Source organism: Pigmentiphaga sp. GD03639 (assembly GCF_029845405.1).
Lineage (GTDB): Bacteria > Pseudomonadota > Gammaproteobacteria > Burkholderiales > Burkholderiaceae_B > Pigmentiphaga > Pigmentiphaga daeguensis.
Genome location: NZ_JAOCLR010000021.1, coordinates 1 through 17,645, shown reverse-complemented (window position 1 = coordinate 17,645; position 17,645 = coordinate 1). Strand labels below are relative to the sequence as shown.

Annotated in this window: 16 protein-coding genes and 1 other RNA gene; 7 read left to right on the top strand and 10 right to left on the bottom strand. The window is 67.4% G+C overall.

The genetic code is table 11. The features are described from left to right. Nucleotides 1-190: 190 nt before the first annotated feature. The 5 genes from N5K27_RS19850 (at nucleotide 191) to N5K27_RS19830 (ending at nucleotide 5,372) form a co-directional block, all read left to right on the top strand. A complete protein-coding gene (locus N5K27_RS19850) occupies nucleotides 191-1,141 on the top strand; it encodes a rhodanese-like domain-containing protein (protein WP_087840860.1) in 951 nt (316 codons plus the stop codon). A gap of 123 nt (nucleotides 1,142-1,264) precedes the next feature. Then, a complete protein-coding gene (locus tag N5K27_RS19845; protein ID WP_279818368.1) occupies nucleotides 1,265-2,323 on the top strand; it encodes a YeeE/YedE thiosulfate transporter family protein in 1,059 nt (352 codons plus the stop codon). A 15-nt stretch (nucleotides 2,324-2,338) separates the two neighbouring features. Beyond that, complete coding sequence (locus N5K27_RS19840) at nucleotides 2,339-2,503, top strand: hypothetical protein (protein WP_165963085.1); 165 nt, start codon at nucleotides 2,339-2,341, stop codon at nucleotides 2,501-2,503. A gap of 194 nt (nucleotides 2,504-2,697) precedes the next feature. Next, nucleotides 2,698-4,743, top strand: a complete 2,046-nt coding sequence (locus tag N5K27_RS19835) for a TonB-dependent receptor (protein ID WP_243724440.1) — start codon at nucleotides 2,698-2,700, stop codon at nucleotides 4,741-4,743. 68 nt (nucleotides 4,744-4,811) lie between these two features. After that, nucleotides 4,812-5,372 (top strand): ferritin-like domain-containing protein, encoded by a 561-nt coding sequence (locus tag N5K27_RS19830; protein ID WP_087840753.1) that lies wholly within the window; start codon nucleotides 4,812-4,814, stop codon nucleotides 5,370-5,372. Between the two features lie 15 nt (nucleotides 5,373-5,387). On the opposite strand, the gene N5K27_RS19825 is transcribed toward N5K27_RS19830, so the two are convergent. The 4 genes from N5K27_RS19825 to N5K27_RS19810 form a co-directional block, all read right to left on the bottom strand. Continuing rightward, nucleotides 5,388-6,215: an EAL domain-containing protein gene (locus tag N5K27_RS19825; RefSeq protein ID WP_279818295.1), complete on the bottom strand. Its 828-nt coding sequence runs from the start codon at nucleotides 6,213-6,215 to the stop codon at nucleotides 5,388-5,390. Nucleotides 6,216-6,323: 108 nt separating this feature from the next. After that, nucleotides 6,324-7,253, bottom strand: a complete 930-nt coding sequence (gene rsgA / locus N5K27_RS19820) for a ribosome small subunit-dependent GTPase A (protein ID WP_087840751.1) — start codon at nucleotides 7,251-7,253, stop codon at nucleotides 6,324-6,326. Continuing rightward, nucleotides 7,250-7,594 (bottom strand): 4a-hydroxytetrahydrobiopterin dehydratase, encoded by a 345-nt coding sequence (locus N5K27_RS19815; RefSeq protein ID WP_087840750.1) that lies wholly within the window; start codon nucleotides 7,592-7,594, stop codon nucleotides 7,250-7,252. The genes rsgA and N5K27_RS19815 overlap by 4 nt, the downstream gene beginning before the upstream one ends. Continuing rightward, nucleotides 7,591-8,853 (bottom strand): M48 family metallopeptidase, encoded by a 1,263-nt coding sequence (locus tag N5K27_RS19810; RefSeq protein WP_132979439.1) that lies wholly within the window; start codon nucleotides 8,851-8,853, stop codon nucleotides 7,591-7,593. Before N5K27_RS19810 ends, N5K27_RS19815 begins: the two co-directional genes overlap by 4 nt. 188 nt (nucleotides 8,854-9,041) lie before the next feature. Here N5K27_RS19810 and orn point away from each other — a divergent pair, with 188 nt between their 5' ends. Continuing rightward, complete coding sequence (gene orn / locus N5K27_RS19805; protein ID WP_087840858.1) at nucleotides 9,042-9,587, top strand: oligoribonuclease; 546 nt, start codon at nucleotides 9,042-9,044, stop codon at nucleotides 9,585-9,587. On the opposite strand, the gene N5K27_RS19800 is transcribed toward orn, so the two are convergent. The 6 genes from N5K27_RS19800 to ffs form a co-directional block, all read right to left on the bottom strand. Continuing rightward, the gene (locus N5K27_RS19800; protein WP_087840749.1) at nucleotides 9,584-11,014 is read right to left on the bottom strand and encodes an MATE family efflux transporter; all 1,431 of its coding nucleotides are present in this window, start codon (nucleotides 11,012-11,014) and stop codon (nucleotides 9,584-9,586) included. The genes orn and N5K27_RS19800 overlap by 4 nt on opposite strands. Then, nucleotides 11,011-12,813, bottom strand: coding sequence for a glycosyltransferase (locus N5K27_RS19795; RefSeq protein ID WP_243724439.1), 1,803 nt, complete (start codon nucleotides 12,811-12,813; stop codon nucleotides 11,011-11,013). The genes N5K27_RS19800 and N5K27_RS19795 overlap by 4 nt, the downstream gene beginning before the upstream one ends. Nucleotides 12,814-13,025: 212 nt before the next feature. Further along, nucleotides 13,026-13,292, bottom strand: a complete 267-nt coding sequence (locus N5K27_RS19790) for a type B 50S ribosomal protein L31 (RefSeq protein WP_087840748.1) — start codon at nucleotides 13,290-13,292, stop codon at nucleotides 13,026-13,028. Between the two features lie 767 nt (nucleotides 13,293-14,059). After that, nucleotides 14,060-15,316, bottom strand: a complete 1,257-nt coding sequence (rho, locus tag N5K27_RS19785; protein WP_087840747.1) for a transcription termination factor Rho — start codon at nucleotides 15,314-15,316, stop codon at nucleotides 14,060-14,062. A gap of 195 nt (nucleotides 15,317-15,511) precedes the next feature. Further along, on the bottom strand, nucleotides 15,512-15,838 hold the full coding sequence (gene trxA, locus N5K27_RS19780) for a thioredoxin TrxA (RefSeq protein WP_087840746.1): 327 nt from the start codon (nucleotides 15,836-15,838) through the stop codon (nucleotides 15,512-15,514). Between the two features lie 322 nt (nucleotides 15,839-16,160). Next, nucleotides 16,161-16,258: signal recognition particle sRNA small type (ffs, locus tag N5K27_RS19775), an RNA gene on the bottom strand. A gap of 307 nt (nucleotides 16,259-16,565) precedes the next feature. On the opposite strand from ffs, the gene dnaX reads away from it, so the two are divergent. Then, a partial coding sequence (dnaX, locus tag N5K27_RS19770) for a DNA polymerase III subunit gamma/tau (protein WP_279818290.1) occupies nucleotides 16,566-17,645 on the top strand: 1,080 nt, incomplete at its 3' end.

Sequence of the window (17,645 nt, the reverse complement as noted above, 5' to 3'; positions counted from 1 at the left end):
ACGGGCAGCCCCGGCCGGGGTTGCCCGATGCCCTGGCCCGCGCCCTCCGGGCGTATGGCCAGGAGCTATATTCACAGCGCTTTCATATAATTTAATGTTATATGAATATGGGGACTTGGTCTGAGCCATCCCCTGGCCAGGTCTTAAAATTCTCAGGATGCCCATTCCCTGCGCGCCGCGCGCAATCATCATGAGAATCCTTGCCATTCTTTCCGCCTGGCTGATCGCCTTCGCCGCGCAGGCCGGCGCCCAGGCCGCCCCGTCCCCCATCCTGTCGCCCGACGAACTGAAGGCGGTGCTGTCCTCGCCCTCGGTCACGGTCATCGACATCCGGCCGCCCGCCGATTACCTGCAAGGCCACATCCCCGGCGCCTTGTCCGCTCCCTACGGCTCCTGGCGCGGACCGGCCAACAGCCCCGGCACGCTGCCGCCGCTGGACAAGCTGACCGCGCAAGTGCGCAAGCTCGGGCTGGCGCCCGAGCGCCATGCCGTGGTGGTGTCCTCGGGCGCGGACGTGACCGACTTCGGCGCCGCCGCCCGCGTCTACTGGACGCTCAAATACCTGGGCCTGACCCAGTTGTCCATCCTGAACGGCGGCATGCAGGCCTGGCAGCAGGCGCAGCAGCCCCTGAGCCAGGACGCGCCGGCACAGCCGGCCCCCAGCCGCTACGAGCCCAGGCTGAACACCGCCATCAAGGCTACCCAGGCCGACGTGCTGGCAGGCACGACCGGCGGCGGCACCCGTTTGATCGACGCGAGGCCCAAGAATTTCTTCGAAGGCCTGGTCAAGGCCCCGACGGCCTCGGTGCCCGGCACCATCCACGGCGCCACCAACGTTCCGCACAGCGTCTGGTTCGCCCCCGGCAGCACGCAGATCGTCTCGGCCGCCGAGGCCCGCGCCATCGCCGCCCGGGAATTCCCGGACGCGGGCGGCGACAACATCGCGTTCTGCAACACCGGACACTGGGCGGCGACCGACTGGTTCGCGCTGTCCGAACTGGCGGGGCTGCCGCACGTGCGCATGTATCCGGAATCCCTGGCCGACTGGACCAACGCGGACCAGGCCTTGCCCATGGACAACGTGCCGGGCCGGGCCAGCCAGATCTCGGAAAAATTCAAGAAGTTGTTCGGCAACTCCTGAGGCGCCAGCACGAAAGGAATCCCCCTGATGCAAACGACGCTTTCCCAGGCGGGCTCGCCCGCCATCGCTTCTCCCGCGTCCTCCGCGCTTGGCCATGCACGCTGGCCGCTGACGGCCGCGATCCTGCTTGCCGTGCTGGCGCTGGCCTGGTTCGTGACCGTGCGCCAGTCGGTGCTGTTCGTCATCGGCATCGGCATGGGCGGCCTGCTGGCCGGCGCACGCTTCGGCTTCACCACCGGCTGGCGCCGGTTGATCGAGGCCCGGGACGCCAGCGGCGTGTTCGCCCAGATTGCGTTGCTGGCGGTGGCGGCAGCCATTTCCATTCCGCTCCTGGCGAAGTTTCCCGGCGACCTGGCCGCGGCCCTGGGCCCTCCCAGCATCAGCCTGCTGATCGGCGCCTTCGTGTTCGGCATCACGATGCAGATCGCCGATGGCTGCGGGTCGGGTACGCTGTACAAGGCCGGACTGGGCATTCCGCTGAACATGGGCGTGCTGCCCTTGTTCGCACTGGGCAGTTTCCTGGGGTCGGTGCATCTGCACGGCTGGCTGTCGCTGGGCGCCATCGCGCCGGTCAGCCTGGTCCGCGACTGGGGAGCGGGCGGCGCGTTGGCGCTGACCTTCGCCGGCCTGGCCGTTTTCGGCCTGGCGGCCTGGGTCTGGAGCCGCAAGGGCGGGGCGGCCGCATCTTCTCCCTGGAACCGCAAGCTGCTGCTGGCCGGCGTCGGCCTGGCCCTGCTGGCGGTGGCGAACCTGGTGGTGGCCGGCCAGCCCTGGGGCGTGGTCTACGGTTTCGGCCTGTGGGCGGCCAAGGTGGCGATGGCGGCCGGCGTGTTCGATCCCGCCGCCAACGCCTTCTGGAGCCAGGCGGGCAACCTGCGCACGCTGGACCAGAGCGTGTTCCTGGACGTCACCTCGATCACCAACATCGGCATCATGGCCGGCGCGCTGTGGATCGCCGCCCGCAAGCCGTCCAGCGGCAAGCCGCTGACCGGCCGCCAGTGGGCGGCCGTGCTGGTCGCGGGTTTCCTCCTGGGCTACAGCTCGCGGCTGGCGTTCGGCTGCAACGTCGGCGCCATGGTCAGCGGCATTTCCACGGGTAGCCTGCACGGTTGGATCTGGGTCGTGCTGGCCTTCGCCGGCTCGCTGATCGGCGTGCGCCTGCGCCGCCGGCTGGGCGTGTGAACGGGGGACATGGACATGACTTCCCGTACTTCCGCCGTCGTGCTGCTCTGGGCCGTGCTGATCGCCTTCTTCGCCTGGGACTGGACCCACTCCAGTCCCGTCAACCATCGGAAGGAACCCGCCATCCTGGCCATAGGCTCGGGGCAGGCTCCCAGCGGGGGGCATTGCTCGGCGTTCTGATCCGCGCCCGCCAGGGTTCCCCATGTGCAACCATCATGCATATGCAATAGAGTTGCATTAACTTCAGTTTTGAGCAAGAATGCCGCTCGCGGCCGGCAAGGATCTGCCTTGCCGGCGGCCTGCGGCATTTTTGCGCCATCCATGAAGAAGGAACCGTGATGTTGGGAAGGCTGAACCCCCTCGTATTGGCATTGATGAGTGTTTCCTGGGGCCTGCCCGCGGCCGCCTGGGCACAGGCGGAAACGCCTACCGCGCCCGCGCCGCAGACCCTGAAGGAAGTCACCGTATCCGCCACGCCCCTGTCGCGCAGCGAACAGGACCTGGCGGCGCCGGTTACGGTGCTGGACGAGAACGACTTGCTGACCAAGCGCGCCGCCACGCTGGGCGAGACGCTGGAGCAGGAGCCGGGTATCACTTCATCGCATTTCGGCGCGGGCGCCAGCCGCCCCATCATCCGGGGCATGGACGGCGCGCGGGTCAAGATCGTGTCCGACGGCGCCGAGGTCCAGGACGCCTCCACCATCAGCCCCGATCATGCGGTGGGCCTGGAGCCCATGCTGTCCCAGCGCGTGGAAGTGCTGCGCGGGCCGGCGGCGCTGCTGTATGGCGGCGGGGCGATGGGCGGGGTGGTCAATGTGCTCGACAACAAGATTCCCACCGAAATGCCGGAGAACGCCGTGGAAGGCAGCGTGGAGCTGCGCGGCGCGACCGGGCCGCGCGAGACGTCGGGCGCGTTCGAGCTGACCACCGGCGGCAAGGGGCTGGTCCTGCATGCCGAGGGGCTCAAGCGCAACGCCAACGACTACAAGGTAGGCCGGGGCTGGGCCGGCGGCAACCGCGTGGACGGTTCGTACAACCACACCGAGACCGGCAGCGTGGGACTGTCGTGGGTGGGCGATCGCGGCTACATCGGGCTGGCCTACACCAGCCAGCGCAACCGCTACGGCCTGCCGGGCCATGACCACGCCTACGAGGGCTGCCATGTGCACGGCACGCACCTGCACTGCCCCGACGACGGACATGGCCACGATCACGGCGACGAGGACGGCCACGACCATGGCCACGACGAGGACGGCGACAGCCACGGCATACCTTTCGTGAAGCTGCGCAGCCAGCGGTGGGACGTGCGCGGCGAACTGCGCGATCCTTTCGCCGGCTTCACCCGGCTGCGCGTGCGCGCCGGCTTCACCGACTACCAGCATGACGAGATCGAGGGCGACACGGTCGCCACCACGTTCAAGAACAAGGCGCACGACGGCCGCGTCGAACTGGAGCACGCGCCCATAGGCGGACTGCGGGGCGTGATCGGCGCGCAGACGACGCGCCGCGCCTTCAGCGCCCTGGGCGAGGAAGCCTACGTGCAGCCCACCGTCACGCGCAACAACGGTTTGTTCATGCTCGAGGAATACACGGTGGGCGATTGGCGCTTCGAGGGCGGGCTGCGGCACGAATGGCAGCGCATCGACGTGCAGGGTGGCGCGCCCGACACGCGCCACCGCGGCACTTCGGTGTCGGCCGGAGCCGTCTGGAAGTTCGCGCCGCAGTATTCGCTGGGCGTGTCGGCGTCGCGCTCGCACCGCCTGCCGACCGCCGAGGAACTCTATGCCAACGGCCTGCATCTGGCCACGTCCACCTACGAGATCGGCAACGCCAGCCTGAAGAAGGAAACGTCCAACAACATCGACCTCACGCTGCGCAAGTTCGCCGGGCCCACCACGTTCTCGGTCTCGGTGTTCCACAACAAGATGGACAACTTCATCTATGGACGCACGCTGGACGTCTACCAGAACCTGCAATTGCTGGAATACACGCAGCACGATGCCACCTTCACCGGGCTGGAGGCCAAGGTGCGCCACCAGATCGACCGCATCTTCGCCGTCTCGCTGATGGGCGACTACGTGCGCGCCAAGCTGGACGGCGGCGGCAATCTTCCGCGCATCCCGGCCTACCGGATCGGCACGCGGCTCGATGCGCGCTGGCAGGCCTGGAGCGGCGACGTCGAGCTGTCGTACGTGGGTCGCCAGGACAAGGTGGCCGAGTTCGAGACCGAGACGGCCGGCTACACGATGCTCAACCTTGGCGCGGCCTACGAAGGACGCATGAGCGGGACCCGTTACCAGATCTACGTCCGCGCCAACAATCTCACGAACAAGCTCGCCTACCGGCATACGTCGTTCATCAAGAATGCCGCGCCGCTGATGGGGCGGAACATCGTCATGGGCGTGCGGCTGACGTTCTGATTGTTACAGCGGTGACCGGGGGCGCGGCCTATCCTGGATGGAGTTTTCACTCGAGACAGGAGAGCAATATGGAGCAGGCAGTCAAGCCGCAGGCCCCCAGTGCCGAGAAGTTTTCCATCGATGTGGAGGCCATGCGCGCCCGGGCGCGCAAGCATCTGGACGAGGGCGCGGTGACCCAGGACTACGGCGCCGACCGCGACGTCGTGCTCAAGATGCTGAACGAGGCCCTTGCCACCGAGCTGGTCTGTGTGCTGCGCTACAAGCGCCACTATTTCATGGCGCGCGGCATCCATGCCGATCCGGTCGCGGCCGAGTTCGCCGAGCATGCCGCGCAGGAACAGCAGCATGCCGACCAGATCGCCCAGCGCATCGTGCAGCTCGGCGGCGAGCCGGACTTTTCGCCCGACAGCCTGTCCCGGCGCAGCCATTCCCAGTACGTGGAGGCCGACACGCTGGAAAGCATGATCAAGGAGAACCTGGTGGCCGAGCGCATCGCCATCGACAGCTACCGGGCCATGGTCCGCTACCTGGGGGACAAGGACCCGACCACGCGCCGCATGCTGGAGGAAATCCTGGCGGTCGAGGAAGAGCACGCGGACGACATGTCCGACCTGCTCGCGCGCGGCTAGCCCCGAGGCCGGCCTCTAGGCGGCGGGCGGCTCGGGAGCCGCTGCCGCCTGCGGGGACGGCGACGCCAGCGAAGCCGATGGCGCGCCGAACAGATAGCCCTGGGCGTATTGCGCGCCCAGCGTCGCGAGGCGGGCCAGGCTGGCCTCGTCCTCGACACGCTTGAACACCACCTGGCACGAAAGTCCCGCGGCTGTTTCCAGCAGCGGGGGCAGTTCGCGTTCGGGATCGGCCACCGTGCGCAGGTCCAGCTTGATGACCTCCGGCGCATGCAGGTGCAGCAGCGACTGCGCCTCGCCCACGTTGTTGGCATGCACGCCCGACTGGAAGCCGGCCTTCTTGTAGTTGCCCAGTATCATGCCGGCCAGCAGGACGTCCTGCGCGGCCTCGGCCGGCAACTGCAACACGATGCGCGCGGGCGGGATGCCCAGCGCCTCGACCATGCGGCGGAACGCCTGCCCGTGGTCATGCGTGATGGCGGCCAGCAGCCGGCCGTGGACGCGCAGATACAAGGGGTGGAGGGCGCCGGCCTTCGAGAAATAATTCAGCGTATGGACCAGGCGGCACAGCCGGTCCAGCCGTACCAGCGTCGCGTCGTCCGCGGCCCGCGAGAACAGGCCCCAGGGGCTGATGACGTCGCCGTCGGTCGCGTGCGAACGGGCATAGGCGTCATAGCCGGCCACCGCCCGCGTATCGATCCTGACCACCGGCTGGAAGCCGCTGGCCAGTTCGAATTCGTAGAACCTGCCCAGGACGGTGCCGTCGGGGGCCAGGCGCAGCGCAGCGTGCAGGTCGGGCTGGCTGGAGAGCTTTTCTATCAGTGTCCGGATCGCCGCGTATGCCACGTAATGCTCCTGAAGGTACGCTTGGAGGATTCCCCCGAGCGTACCGCCGAACACCATAACGCCAAACGATTGTTTCGCCGATCGGATATTTCTTCAGGTTCTGAAGGCTCAATAGCGTTGGCCGAGCTGCAGTTCGTCCAGCAGCCGGCCGTAGAGCGCATGGCGCTGGGGCGCGATCCGGCCCGCCTCCAGGGCTTCCAGCACGGCGCATCCCGGTTCGTGGATATGGGTGCAGTTGTAGAAGCGGCAGTGTCCCAGGTAGGGCGAGAATTCCGGGAAGCCCTTGACGATCTGCGCGCCGTCCAGGTGCTGCAGGCCGAAGGCCTGGAATCCCGGCGAGTCGATCAGGTCGGCCCCGGCGGCCAGCGTGGCGGGCAGGTGATACAGGCGCGTGCTGGTGGTCGTATGCTTGCCGGCGCCCAGCGCCTGAGAGTGCTCCTGGGTGGCGGCCAGGGCATCCGGGACCAGGGCGTTGAGCAGCGTGGACTTGCCCATGCCGCTCTGGCCCAGCAACAGGCTCGTGCGCCCGGCCAGCCTGGGCGCCAGGGCGGCCCGCGTGGCGGTGGCGTCGTGGGCGCTGAGTTCCAGCACCGGTACGCCGAGTGCCTGGATGGGCGCCAGCTTGCGGCGCGCGGCCGCCAGGCCGGCCGTGCGGTCGACCTTGTTCAGGATGACGATGGGAGCGATGTCGGCATTGAAGGCCCCGACCAGGGCTCGTCCCACCAGTTCGTCGGAGAAATCGGGCTCGGTGGCCACGACGATGAGCAACTGGTCGACGTTGGCGGCGAACTGCTTGGTCCGCATTTCATCGGAGCGGTAGAGCAGGTTGCGGCGTGGCAGCACCGACTGGATGGCGCCTTCTGCCGGGCCCTCGGGCGCCACCTCGACCCGGTCGCCCACGGCGGCGGTGCCTTTCTTGCCGCGCGGGTAGCACTGGCGGGTCGAGCCGTCGTCGCACTCGACCGTGAAATGGCGTCCGAAAGCGGCCACGACACGGCCCTGCAGGCCGGTCCCCGGAGTGCGCCGCTGGGGCTTCATGGTTCGTAGCGCGCGTCGATCTTGGCCGCACAGATGAAGTCGTTGATGGAAATGCCGCCTATTTCGTGCGTGGTGTAGTGCACGCGTACCCGCCCGTGACCCACCAGCATCTCGGGGTGGTGGTTCTCCTGCCCGGCGATCTCGGCCACGGCGTTCACGAAGGCGATGGTGCGGGCATAGTCCGCGAATTCGTAGTCGCGCTCCAGGACGTCGCCGCGCCGCGCCCAGATGGGCAGGACGTGGATCTGCTCGTCGATGTGGGCCGGGCTCATCGGCGCCCGGTTCTTCATGGGCACGCAGCGGCCCGAGCGCAGCTGTTCGATACTCAATACGCGGTTCATGCCGGTTCCTGGAGACGGTCGAGCGGGGCGGCATGCGGCGCGGCGGCTCGCAGCCTGCCGATGCGTATGCCGGCGGGCGGGTGCGAGTCGTAGAAGGCCGAATGCACGGGGTCGGGGGTAAGGGTGGCGGCGTTGTCGTCGTAGAGCTTGACCAGCGCCGAGACCAGGTTCGCGGGATCGGTCTGCTCGCTGGCGAAGCGATCGGCCTCGAACTCGTGCTTGCGCGAGTACCAGCTCGCGAGCGGGATGAAGGCGAAGGTGAAGACCGGCGCCACGAGGAAGAACAGGATCAGGGCCAGGCCGTCGTTGTGTCCGCCCAGCAGGGGCATGGTACCGAGCCCGGTGTAGAACCACACCTGCCTGGACAGCCAGCCCAGCAGGGCGAAGAACACCAGCGACACGCCGAAGCTGAACGCCAGGCGCTTGAGAATGTGCCGGTGCTTGAAGTGGCCGAGCTCGTGCGCCAGCACGGCCTCGATTTCCTCGGGGGCCAGGCGGGCCAGCAGCGTATCGAAGAAGACGATGCGCTTGCTCTTGCCGAAGCCGGTGAAATAGGCGTTGCCGTGCGCCGACCGCTTCGAGCCGTCCATGACGAAAAGCCCGTTCAGCGCGAAGCCGGTGCGGCGGGCCAGCGCCTGGATGCGCTCGGCCAGCGCCTGGTCGGCCAGCGGCGTGAACTTGTTGAACAAGGGCGCGATGACGGTGGGGAAAAGCAGCATGACCGAAAGGTTGAAGACGATCCACAGGCCCCAGCCCCACAGCCACCAGTAGGTTCCGGCACCCGCCATGAGCCAGAGCAGGGCCGAGAGCAGCGGCAACCCGAACACCACCGCCAGCGCGAGGCCCTTCATGGTATCGGCAGCGAACAGCCGCAAGGTCATCCGGTTGAACCCGAACCGGGCCTCGAGCACGAACTGCCGCCACAGGGTGAAGGGAAGGTCCAGCAGCGACAGCAGGGCTGCGGCCATCGCCACCAGCAGCAGCTGGCGGATGAAATCGGACGAGGCCAGCGAGGCGGCCAGCTCGTTCAGGGCCTGCAGTCCACCAAGCAGGGTCAGGCCGATCAGCACCGCCGTATCGAACAGCAGCGCCACGATGTCGAAGCGGATGCGGGCGATGGTGTAGTCGGCCGCCCGCCTGTGGCTGGTTTCCCCGATGCGGTCGGCGAACTCGGGCGGTACGCGGTCGCGGTGCAGCGCGACGTGGCGGGTCTGGCGGGTGGAGAGCCACAGCCGGGTAGCAACGCCGGCCAGCAGCATCAGGACGAACAGCAGGGTAAACACAATGACGGCTCGTAGTCAGGGGGGGCGTACGCACAAGCCCCGACGGACCCCGGTGCGGGTTCGGAAAGAGGAGGCGCCAGCCTGTGAGAAAATTGCCATTTGTGCCCGCGCCGCCGTCCTGGCGCCGCGCGCGCGATCATGCATGGTTCCGGAGCACCGATTATATGGCGTTGAACGAAAATCACCTGGTTTGGCTCGACATGGAAATGACGGGCCTGGATCCGGAAAAGGAACGGATCATCGAAGTCGCGGTGGTCGTGACCGACGCCCAGCTCGAAGTGGTGGCCGAAGGGCCGGTCCTGGTCCTGCACCAGTCCGACGAACTGCTCGACGGCATGGACAACTGGAACAAGGCCACCCATGGGCGCAGCGGGCTGATCGACAAAGTAAGGGCTTCCTCGTTGACCGAAGCCCAGGCCGAGGACGAGCTGCTGGCGTTCCTGGGCCAGTACGTGCCGGCTGGCAAGTCGCCCCTGTGCGGCAACACCATCAGCCAGGACCGCCGCTTCATGGTCCGCTACATGCCGCGGCTCGAGGCGTTCTTCCACTATCGCAACCTGGACGTCAGCACGCTGAAAGAGCTCTGCCGCCGCTGGAAGCCCGAGATCTACAAGGGGTTCGAGAAGAAAAGCCGGCATGAGGCGCTGGCCGACATCTACGAGTCCATCGACGAACTCAAGTACTACCGCGAGCACTTCCTGCGCGTCTAGGCCCTGGGCTGCGGCACCGCGGGAGTGGCCGGACGCCGGGCGGCCACCCGCCAGTAGACGTATTGCAGCATGAGCGACGAAACCGCCATGCTGAAGGTCGCCATCAACCACATGGTCCCGGCGCCCGTGGGCGCGCCGGGCATCAGCATCCCGACCACGCCGCGCAGCGCGCCGGCGCCCGGACCGAATGCCAGCCACCATCCTCCCAGCAGGCCGATGCCCCACAGCGCGCCGGCCTGGATCAGCATGGGGCCGACCGCCATCTTGTAGGCGCGCAGCAGGTAGCTGGTCATGCACTGCAGCGAATCGAACAGGTGGAAGAAGGCCAGCATGCCCAGCAACCCCAGCGCCACCACGGCGACCTGCGCATCGCTGGTGTAGGCCTGGACGATGGGGCCGCGCGCCAGCATCACGGCCGCGATCGTCAGCAGCGCGCCCGTGGTGCTGATCATCAGTCCGGCCGCGCCCGTGCGCCGTGCGCGCAGCGGATCTCCCGAGCCGATGGCCTGCGCCGTGAGCGCGCCGGTCGACACCCCCAGCGCCAGCGGCATCATGAAGCACAGGGCGACCAGGTTGGCCATGATCTGGTGTCCGCCGGTGGCGTAGACGCCCTCGCGCGCCACCAGCAGCGCCATGAACGTGAAGGACGTGACCTCGATCAGGTACGAGCCGCCCATGGGCAGGCCCAGCCGCAGGAGCTCTCCCAGCGTCTTTCTGTCCGGACGGCCGATGCGCAGGCCGAATTGCCGGTAGAACGGGTCGCGGCGCAGGACGAGGGCGCTCAGGCCCACGCTTATCCAGAAGACGAGGGCGGTGGACAGTCCCGCCCCCACCGCGCCCAGCGCGGGCAGGCCGAACTTGCCGTAGATGAAGAGCCAGTTGAACAGCGCCTTGAACCCGATGCCGGCAATGTTGATCATCATCACGACCTTGGGCCGCGATACCGCGGTGTTCAGAGCGTAGACGGTGCGGAAGACCAGCGCGGCGGGCAGGGCGACGATCAGCATGGCCAGGTAGCCGCGTACCTGGGCGCGCACGGCAGGGTCCACGTCTCCGGACATCGCCAGCCAGGTATCGGGAAACAGCATCGCCAGTCCGCCCACCACCGACAGGCCCAGCGACAGCCAGACCGCCTGCCCCCAGGCGCGGCCGATCTCGGCCAGCCTGCGGCCGCCGAAGTGCTGGGCGGCGATGGGAATCAGCGCGTGCAGCACGCCGGTCAGGCCGATGAACACGGTGACGTAGATGGACACCGCCAGCGCCATGGCGGCCAGTGCCACGGGCGAGGCATGGCCCGTCATCGCGGTATCGAGCACGCCGAAGGCCATGCTGGCCCACTGGCCGACCAGGACCGGCCAGCCCTGTTGCAGGATGCGGCGCAGGGTCGCGCCCCAGCCGGATGGGAGCGCGAGCCCGGCTTCGCTCACGAGGCGGGACGCCCGGCCGGGGCCGGGCGCAGCAGGATGAAATACTCGCGGAACTGGGGCGCGCGGCGGAATTCCGCCGCCCGGGTGCCTTCCCACAGCACGCGGCTGCCGGCGTACTCGCCGCGCTGGAGCACGTTGCGCAGTACGCTGGCGTTGCCTTGCAGCAGGACGAGGGGGCAGTCGCCGGACAGCTCGAAGCGCAGGTTGTCGAAGACCGCGAACGAGGCGCGCTGCGACAGCCCCAGGCCCGAGCTGCGCACGCATTCCTGCCGGCCCGTGCGGACCCGCTCGGCGGCCAGGGCATGCGCCATGCCGTTCGAGACCTCGCGGTAGCTCTTGTTGTAGTTGATCGAGGGCAGCCACAACGTCATGATCAGCAGCCAGCACGCGACCACGCCGCCCGCCGACAGCACCGTTCCGCGCCACAGCCCGGTGGGGCGCGAGCGGAAGCGCCAGATGATCAGCGCGATCCAGGCCAGGCTGGCCGCGACCGCGGCGGTGAAGGCGAACAGCGAGAAATCGGCGTCGAAGCCCGGGGTCTGGCGGGCGATGTTGCGGGCGATCTTGGGCGGTACGCCGGTCATGATGGCGATCCATCCCATCCAGACCACGCAGGCGGTTGCCGAGAACACCATGACGGCAAACCAGTCCAGGGCGTTGATCAGGCCCCGCCGCAGCGTGGGCAGCGCGAGTGCGCCCAGCATCGCGCAGGGGATGACCAGCGCCAGGTATTCCGCATCGACCGGCTCGCGGGTGGCGAGCAGCATGGCCAGGCCCGCCAGCATCAGCGCTGCCGGGATCTGCACGTGGGGCGAGAGCAGGTATCCACGCCACCGCCAGAGCGCGAGCAGCGCGAGCGGTCCGGTGGGCCACAGGAACCACGGCATGTTGCGCAGCGCGTCCGACAGTCCGCGCGGGGTCAGCATCCCGAACACGCTGGCGTTCCAGTGCCACCAGCCGCTCATCCAATAGGGGTGGAGCTGCGCGGTGGCGATCCACCAGGCCAGCGACAGCGCCAGGCCCAGCGGCAGGCTCAGCAGCGCGATCCAGCGCACGGCGGGCCGCAGCGCCGGGCTGGTGCCGGCCAGGACCGCGACGGCCAGCAATTGCGGCATGACGGCGGGGAAGCCTCGCGCCAGGAATGCGCCGCCCAGCGCAAGCCCCAGCGTCAGCGCGCCGGAGCGGGGATGGTCGAGCATCCGCGCGAGGGAATAGAAGGCGAGCGCGTGGAAGGCGAGCGCGGCCGGCTCGGCGGAGGTCTCGTGGGACCGCCACAATATGCCCAGGGTGGCCAGCAGCAGGAGCAGCGCGGCGTCGGCCAGCATGCGGCCGTAGTCGCGCGGTTCGGGCTGGCCGCCAAAGGGCAGCGCCAGCGGCTGGGCCTCGGCTCGCCGGCCCAGCAGGTAGGCGCCGTACCAGAGGCTGGTGCTGGCGATGCCGAACCAGATGAGGTTGGGGACGCGCGCCGCCAGGATGTGCCCCAGCAGCGGCGAGAAGACGGCCATGCACAGCGCGCCCACCCACGTCGCCAGGGGGCCTTCCTGCGACACCGCCACGCCGGCCGCCTCGGGCGCCAGCCATTGCGCCCAGCCGCCATCGTAGGCGGACCACATCTGCGCCAGGCCGATGACGTCTTCGCTCTTCCAGGGTTCGCGCATGACCAGGCCGGTCACGATGTACAACAGGCACAGGGCCAGCAGGCCCCAGCGCGGCAGCTTGGTTGCCGCGAGCGCGGTCAGCCGAGCGGGGGTGGGCGGCAGGATGGACGTATGGAAGGGCGACGGGAATCGGTGAGGCATCGAACCGCTGGGATTACCTAACAGGCGACAAGACGGATTCTAGTGTCCCGGCAGGCCGCGACACGCAAAAAATGGCGGAATGCGAAGCCGGATTGCAAGCAATTGCAGCGGCGGGCGGATTCCCGCGCCATGAACCCCGGCCGGGCGAGCGCAAGCAGGGCGCAGAAAAAAGGCAGCCCGCAGGCTGCCTTCTGGGTGCGCGGACGGTGCCGTCAGGCGGACGTCTTGCCGGCGCCGGTGGTGCGGGCGAAACGGGCGCGGAACTTCTCGACGCGGCCGGTTTCCACGATGCGGGTTTGCGCGCCGGTGTAGAAGGGGTGCGATTCCGAGGTCACGTCGCACTTGAACAGCGGGTAGGTCTTGCCATCGAGTTCGATGGTTTCGCGCGTGTTCAGGGTCGAGCGGGTAATGAACTTGTTGCCGGTCTGCAGATCCTGGAACACGACGTCGCGGTATTCGGGGTGGATGCCTTCTTTCATGGTCTTCCTTGGGAGTATGCGGGTCGCCAGCCGGACGAAGGTTTGCGCCTTGGGGGCGGTTTTCCCCAGGGGGGGTTCCTTTATGGCGGCTTCCGTGTGTTTACTGCTGGACGGAGCGCCGGCCCGACAACGTGCCCAATTTCTAGAGCTAAGCCGTAAATTATCGCGGGATTCCCGGATTTGTGCAATCAGTACGATGTTTTGGGCGTTTTGCGCTTCAAAGGCATCGCTTGACGAGGCGATCGGGTTCTTTATCCGGCCGTCTCCTGGGCGGGCGCAGCCCCGTGGGCGCAACGGAGCCGGTCCCGGCGTTGCCGGGACTACCCGGTGTCGGCACGGTTGGCGGGGCGGGCGCAGAACTCGCACCGGGGTAGCCCACTGGGCTACCCCGAAAGCCGTGCTCAAACAGCTGCGCCCTTGCTTCCCCGCCAACCGTGCCGACACCGGCGGCTCCAATGCGCCCACGGGGCTGCGCCCGCCCAGGAGACGGCCTCCGGCGGAAGTTGGCCGGGAAGAGAGCAAGGAGGGCAGAAAACGTGGGGGAAGGCGGAAGTGAGGTGGGGGAGATGGCGGCATGCAAGAACGCCACGCCCCACCAGCCTGGTAGTACCCCAGGATGCGGTGGATCCGGCTCCGCCGGCCACCCGCATCGCCCCCCGGGACCCGGCGCCGGGCCGCCCCAAGGCGGGTCCCGGCCCCCTCGGGGGGGCTGCCGCGTAGCGGCTGGGGGCTCACCATACTGGGCGCGCGAAGCGCGTAGGGGAGACCTATTTTTTCATCATGTCGAAGAACTCGGCGTTGTTCTTCGTCGAGCGCATCTTGTCCAGGATGAATTCCATGGACTGGATCTCGTCCATGTCGAAGATGAACTTGCGCAGCACCCACACCTTCTGCAGCACGTCCGGCTTGATCAGCAGCTCTTCGCGGCGGGTGCCGGACTTGTTCAGGTTGATGGCGGGGTAGACGCGCTTCTCGGCCAGGCGGCGTTCCAGGTGGACTTCGCTGTTGCCGGTGCCCTTGAACTCTTCGTAGATCACGTCGTCCATGCGGCTGCCCGTTTCGATCAGGGCGGTGCCGATGATGGTGAGCGAGCCGCCTTCCTCGATGTTGCGGGCCGCGCCGAAGAAGCGCTTGGGCCGCTGCAGGGCGTTGGCGTCGACGCCGCCGGTCAGGACCTTGCCGGAGGCGGGCACCACGGTGTTGTAGGCGCGGGCCAGGCGGGTGATGGAGTCGAGCAGGATGACGACGTCGTGCTTGAGCTCGACCAGGCGCTTGGCCTTCTCGATGACCATCTCGGCCACCTGCACGTGGCGGGTGGCGGGTTCGTCGAAGGTGGAGGCGACCACTTCGCCGCGCACCGAGCGCTGCATTTCGGTCACTTCTTCCGGACGTTCGTCGATCATCAGGACGATCATCGTGACGTCGGGATGGTTGGCGGTGATGGCATGCGCGATGTGCTGCATCATCACCGTCTTGCCCGATTTCGGGCTTGCCACCAGCAGGCCGCGCTGGCCCTTGCCGATGGGGGCGAAGATGTCCATGATCCGGCCGGTCAGGTTTTCTTCGCTCTTGATGTCGCGTTCGAGGCGCAGCGGCTTGTTCGGATGCAGCGGCGTCAGGTTCTCGAACATGATGCGGTGCTTCATGGTCTCGGGCGCCTGGCCGTTGACCTTGTCCACCTTCACCAGGGCGAAGTAGCGTTCGCCGTCCTTGGGAGTGCGGACCTCGCCCTCGATGGAGTCGCCGGTATGCAGGTTGAAGCGCCGGATCTGGGAAGGCGATATGTAGATATCGTCGGTGCTGGCGAGGTAGGACGTTTCGGGCGAACGCAGGAAGCCGAAACCGTCGGGCAGCACTTCCAGTACGCCATCGCCGAAGATTGGCTCGCCCTGCTTGGCGCGCCGCTTCATGATGGCAAACATCAGCTCCTGCTTGCGCAGGCGGCTGGCATTCTCGATCTCGAGCGTGGCGGCCATTTCCAGCAGTTGCGAAACGTGCAGCGCCTTCAGTTCATTGAGATGCATCTCGGGTAAAGCTCCGGGGGGAGTTCTTGGTGGTGACACGTCCTCGTGGGAGGACTTTGCGCAGGGAGTCTGGTGCTCTTGGGGCGGAGGGCTGGATCCCGAGGCCGGGGCGCGCCGCCGGTGCGCAAGGAGAGGGCGTGGTAAAGGTTGATCGGAAAGGACCGGCTCTGGGCCGGTCCGTGTCGTGCTACCTGCTTACAGCGAGCTGTCCAGGAAGGCGGTGAGCTGCGACTTGGACAGCGCGCCCACCTTGGTGGCCACGACCTGGCCGTTCTTGAACAGCATCAGGGTCGGAATGCCGCGGATGCCGTACTTGGCGGCCGTGGCGTTGTTGTCGTCGACGTTCAGCTTGGCGACCGTCAGCTTGCCCTTGTACTGGGAGGCGGCCTCTTCCAGGATGGGGGCGATCATCTTGCAGGGACCGCACCATTCTGCCCAGTAATCGACCAGGACAGGCTCATTGGCTTGAAGTACGTCGGCATCGAAGCTGGAGTCGCTCACGTGCTTGATCGCGTCGCTCATGGTTTTCCTTCTGGAGGTGTGCGCAAAGCGCGGGAAGAGTGGTGCAGTGCGCGGTAAACGGGTATGTGATTCGATAGATATATGTGGGCGCGTGTGCTTGGATTCCAGACCCCTGAGGGGAATTTTTTTATATGCGCGGATCCTGACGGGAGTACCCCTGGGCGATGCGTGGGAAGCGCGAAACGCGAGGGGAGCGGGGCAGGTAGGCGCCGGAATCGGTCGGCGTAGAGCCCGAGATAAACCAATGGTAACCGCAAAAAAGCGGTTTTTCCAAGAGCCTGTCCGGCTAGTGTGGTTTTTAGAGCCCAGGACAAGGGAATTGGGTGGCGAGCCTGACTTCGGCACTGACGGTTTACAGCTATGGCTGCTTCGTTCCCGACCTGACCAGGTTCACCGCTCCGCCATGCGAAGGGGCCCGCCAATAAGAATTATAGCACCCCCCCTACGCCCTTCGGGCGCCCCCCAGGGGGCGGCACTGGCGGACCGGCAAAGCCGGATCCGCTGTGCCCTGGGTCTAGGGCCGGTTTCTTGGGTTGGGGCACCGGTGCTTCGCTGGCAGCAGCGGTAAATGGGTGCCCCAAAATCAGGGCAAAGGGGTTAGGCCCAGGATGCGGTGGATCCGGCTTTGCCGGTCCACCCGCATCGCCCCCTTGAGGGGGCGCGCGTCAGCGCGTAGGGGGTGGGTTTCCCCATCGCCCGAAGGGCGTAGGGGGGTACAATATCCTTCATGACATATCTGGTGCTGGCTCGTAAATGGCGGCCGCGTTCATTCGATACGCTGGTCGGACAAGAACACGTGGTGCGTGCGCTGACGCACGCGCTTTCCACGCAGCGCCTGCATCACGCCTGGCTGTTCACGGGCACGCGCGGGGTGGGCAAGACCACGCTGTCGCGCATCCTGGCCAAATCGCTCAATTGCGAGACCGGGATCACGGCCACGCCGTGCGGCCAGTGCCGGGCGTGCACCGAGATCGATGCCGGCCGCTTCGTCGACTACCTCGAGCTCGACGCCGCGTCGAATCGGGGCGTGGACGAGATGACGCAGCTGCTCGAGCAGGCGGTCTATTCGCCCACCTCCGGCCGCTTCAAGGTCTACATGATCGACGAAGTGCACATGCTGACCGGGCATGCGTTCAACGCCATGCTCAAGACGCTGGAAGAGCCGCCGCCCCACGTCAAGTTCATCCTGGCCACCACCGATCCGCAGAAGATCCCCGTCACGGTGCTGAGCCGCTGCCTGCAGTTCAACCTCAAGCAGATGCCGCCGGAGGCCATCGTCGGCCACCTCGAGCACGTGCTGGCGCATGAACAATTGCCGTTCGAGATCCCGGCCCTGCGCCTGATCGGCCAGGCGGCGCGCGGTTCCATGCGGGATGCCTTGTCGCTGACCGACCAGGCCATCGCCTACAGCGCCGGCAACCTGTCGGAAGAGGCCGTGCGCGGCATGCTGGGCACGATCGACCAGCGCCACCTGGTGCGCCTGCTCGACGCGATCCGCGCGGCGGACGGCGCCGGGGTGGTGGGCGTGGCCGACGAGCTGGCGGCGCGCAGCCTGTCGTATGCCGGGGCGCTGGCCGACCTGGCCGTGATGCTGTCGCGCATGGGCATGGCCCAGCGCGTGCCGGGCGCGGTGTCGGAAGAGGATCCGCTGGCGCCGGACATCCAGCGGCTGGCCGGGGAATTTTCCGCCGACGAGATCCAGCTGTTCTATTCCATCGCCGTGCACAGCCGCGCAGAGCTTGCGTTGGCGCCCGACGAATACGCCGGGTTCGTGATGGCGTGCCTGCGCATGCTGGCATTCACGGCC

What these genes read in the sequence shown, in the direction of transcription:
- N5K27_RS19810 (WP_132979439.1), bottom strand. Translation starts at nt 8,853, where the DNA reads ATGCTGCTGGCCGGCGTTGCTACCCGGCTGTGGCTCTCCACCCGCCAG.
- N5K27_RS19840 (WP_165963085.1), top strand. Translation starts at nt 2,339, where the DNA reads ATGACTTCCCGTACTTCCGCCGTCGTGCTGCTCTGGGCCGTGCTGATC.
- rho (WP_087840747.1), bottom strand. Translation starts at nt 15,316, where the DNA reads ATGCATCTCAATGAACTGAAGGCGCTGCACGTTTCGCAACTGCTGGAA.
- trxA (WP_087840746.1), bottom strand. Translation starts at nt 15,838, where the DNA reads ATGAGCGACGCGATCAAGCACGTGAGCGACTCCAGCTTCGATGCCGAC.
- N5K27_RS19835 (WP_243724440.1), top strand. Translation starts at nt 2,698, where the DNA reads ATGAGTGTTTCCTGGGGCCTGCCCGCGGCCGCCTGGGCACAGGCGGAA.
- N5K27_RS19790 (WP_087840748.1), bottom strand. Translation starts at nt 13,292, where the DNA reads ATGAAAGAAGGCATCCACCCCGAATACCGCGACGTCGTGTTCCAGGAT.
- N5K27_RS19815 (WP_087840750.1), bottom strand. Translation starts at nt 7,594, where the DNA reads ATGAACCGCGTATTGAGTATCGAACAGCTGCGCTCGGGCCGCTGCGTG.
- orn (WP_087840858.1), top strand. Translation starts at nt 9,042, where the DNA reads ATGGCGTTGAACGAAAATCACCTGGTTTGGCTCGACATGGAAATGACG.
- N5K27_RS19795 (WP_243724439.1), bottom strand. Translation starts at nt 12,813, where the DNA reads ATGCCTCACCGATTCCCGTCGCCCTTCCATACGTCCATCCTGCCGCCC.
- N5K27_RS19830 (WP_087840753.1), top strand. Translation starts at nt 4,812, where the DNA reads ATGGAGCAGGCAGTCAAGCCGCAGGCCCCCAGTGCCGAGAAGTTTTCC.
- N5K27_RS19850 (WP_087840860.1), top strand. Translation starts at nt 191, where the DNA reads ATGAGAATCCTTGCCATTCTTTCCGCCTGGCTGATCGCCTTCGCCGCG.
- rsgA (WP_087840751.1), bottom strand. Translation starts at nt 7,253, where the DNA reads ATGAAGCCCCAGCGGCGCACTCCGGGGACCGGCCTGCAGGGCCGTGTC.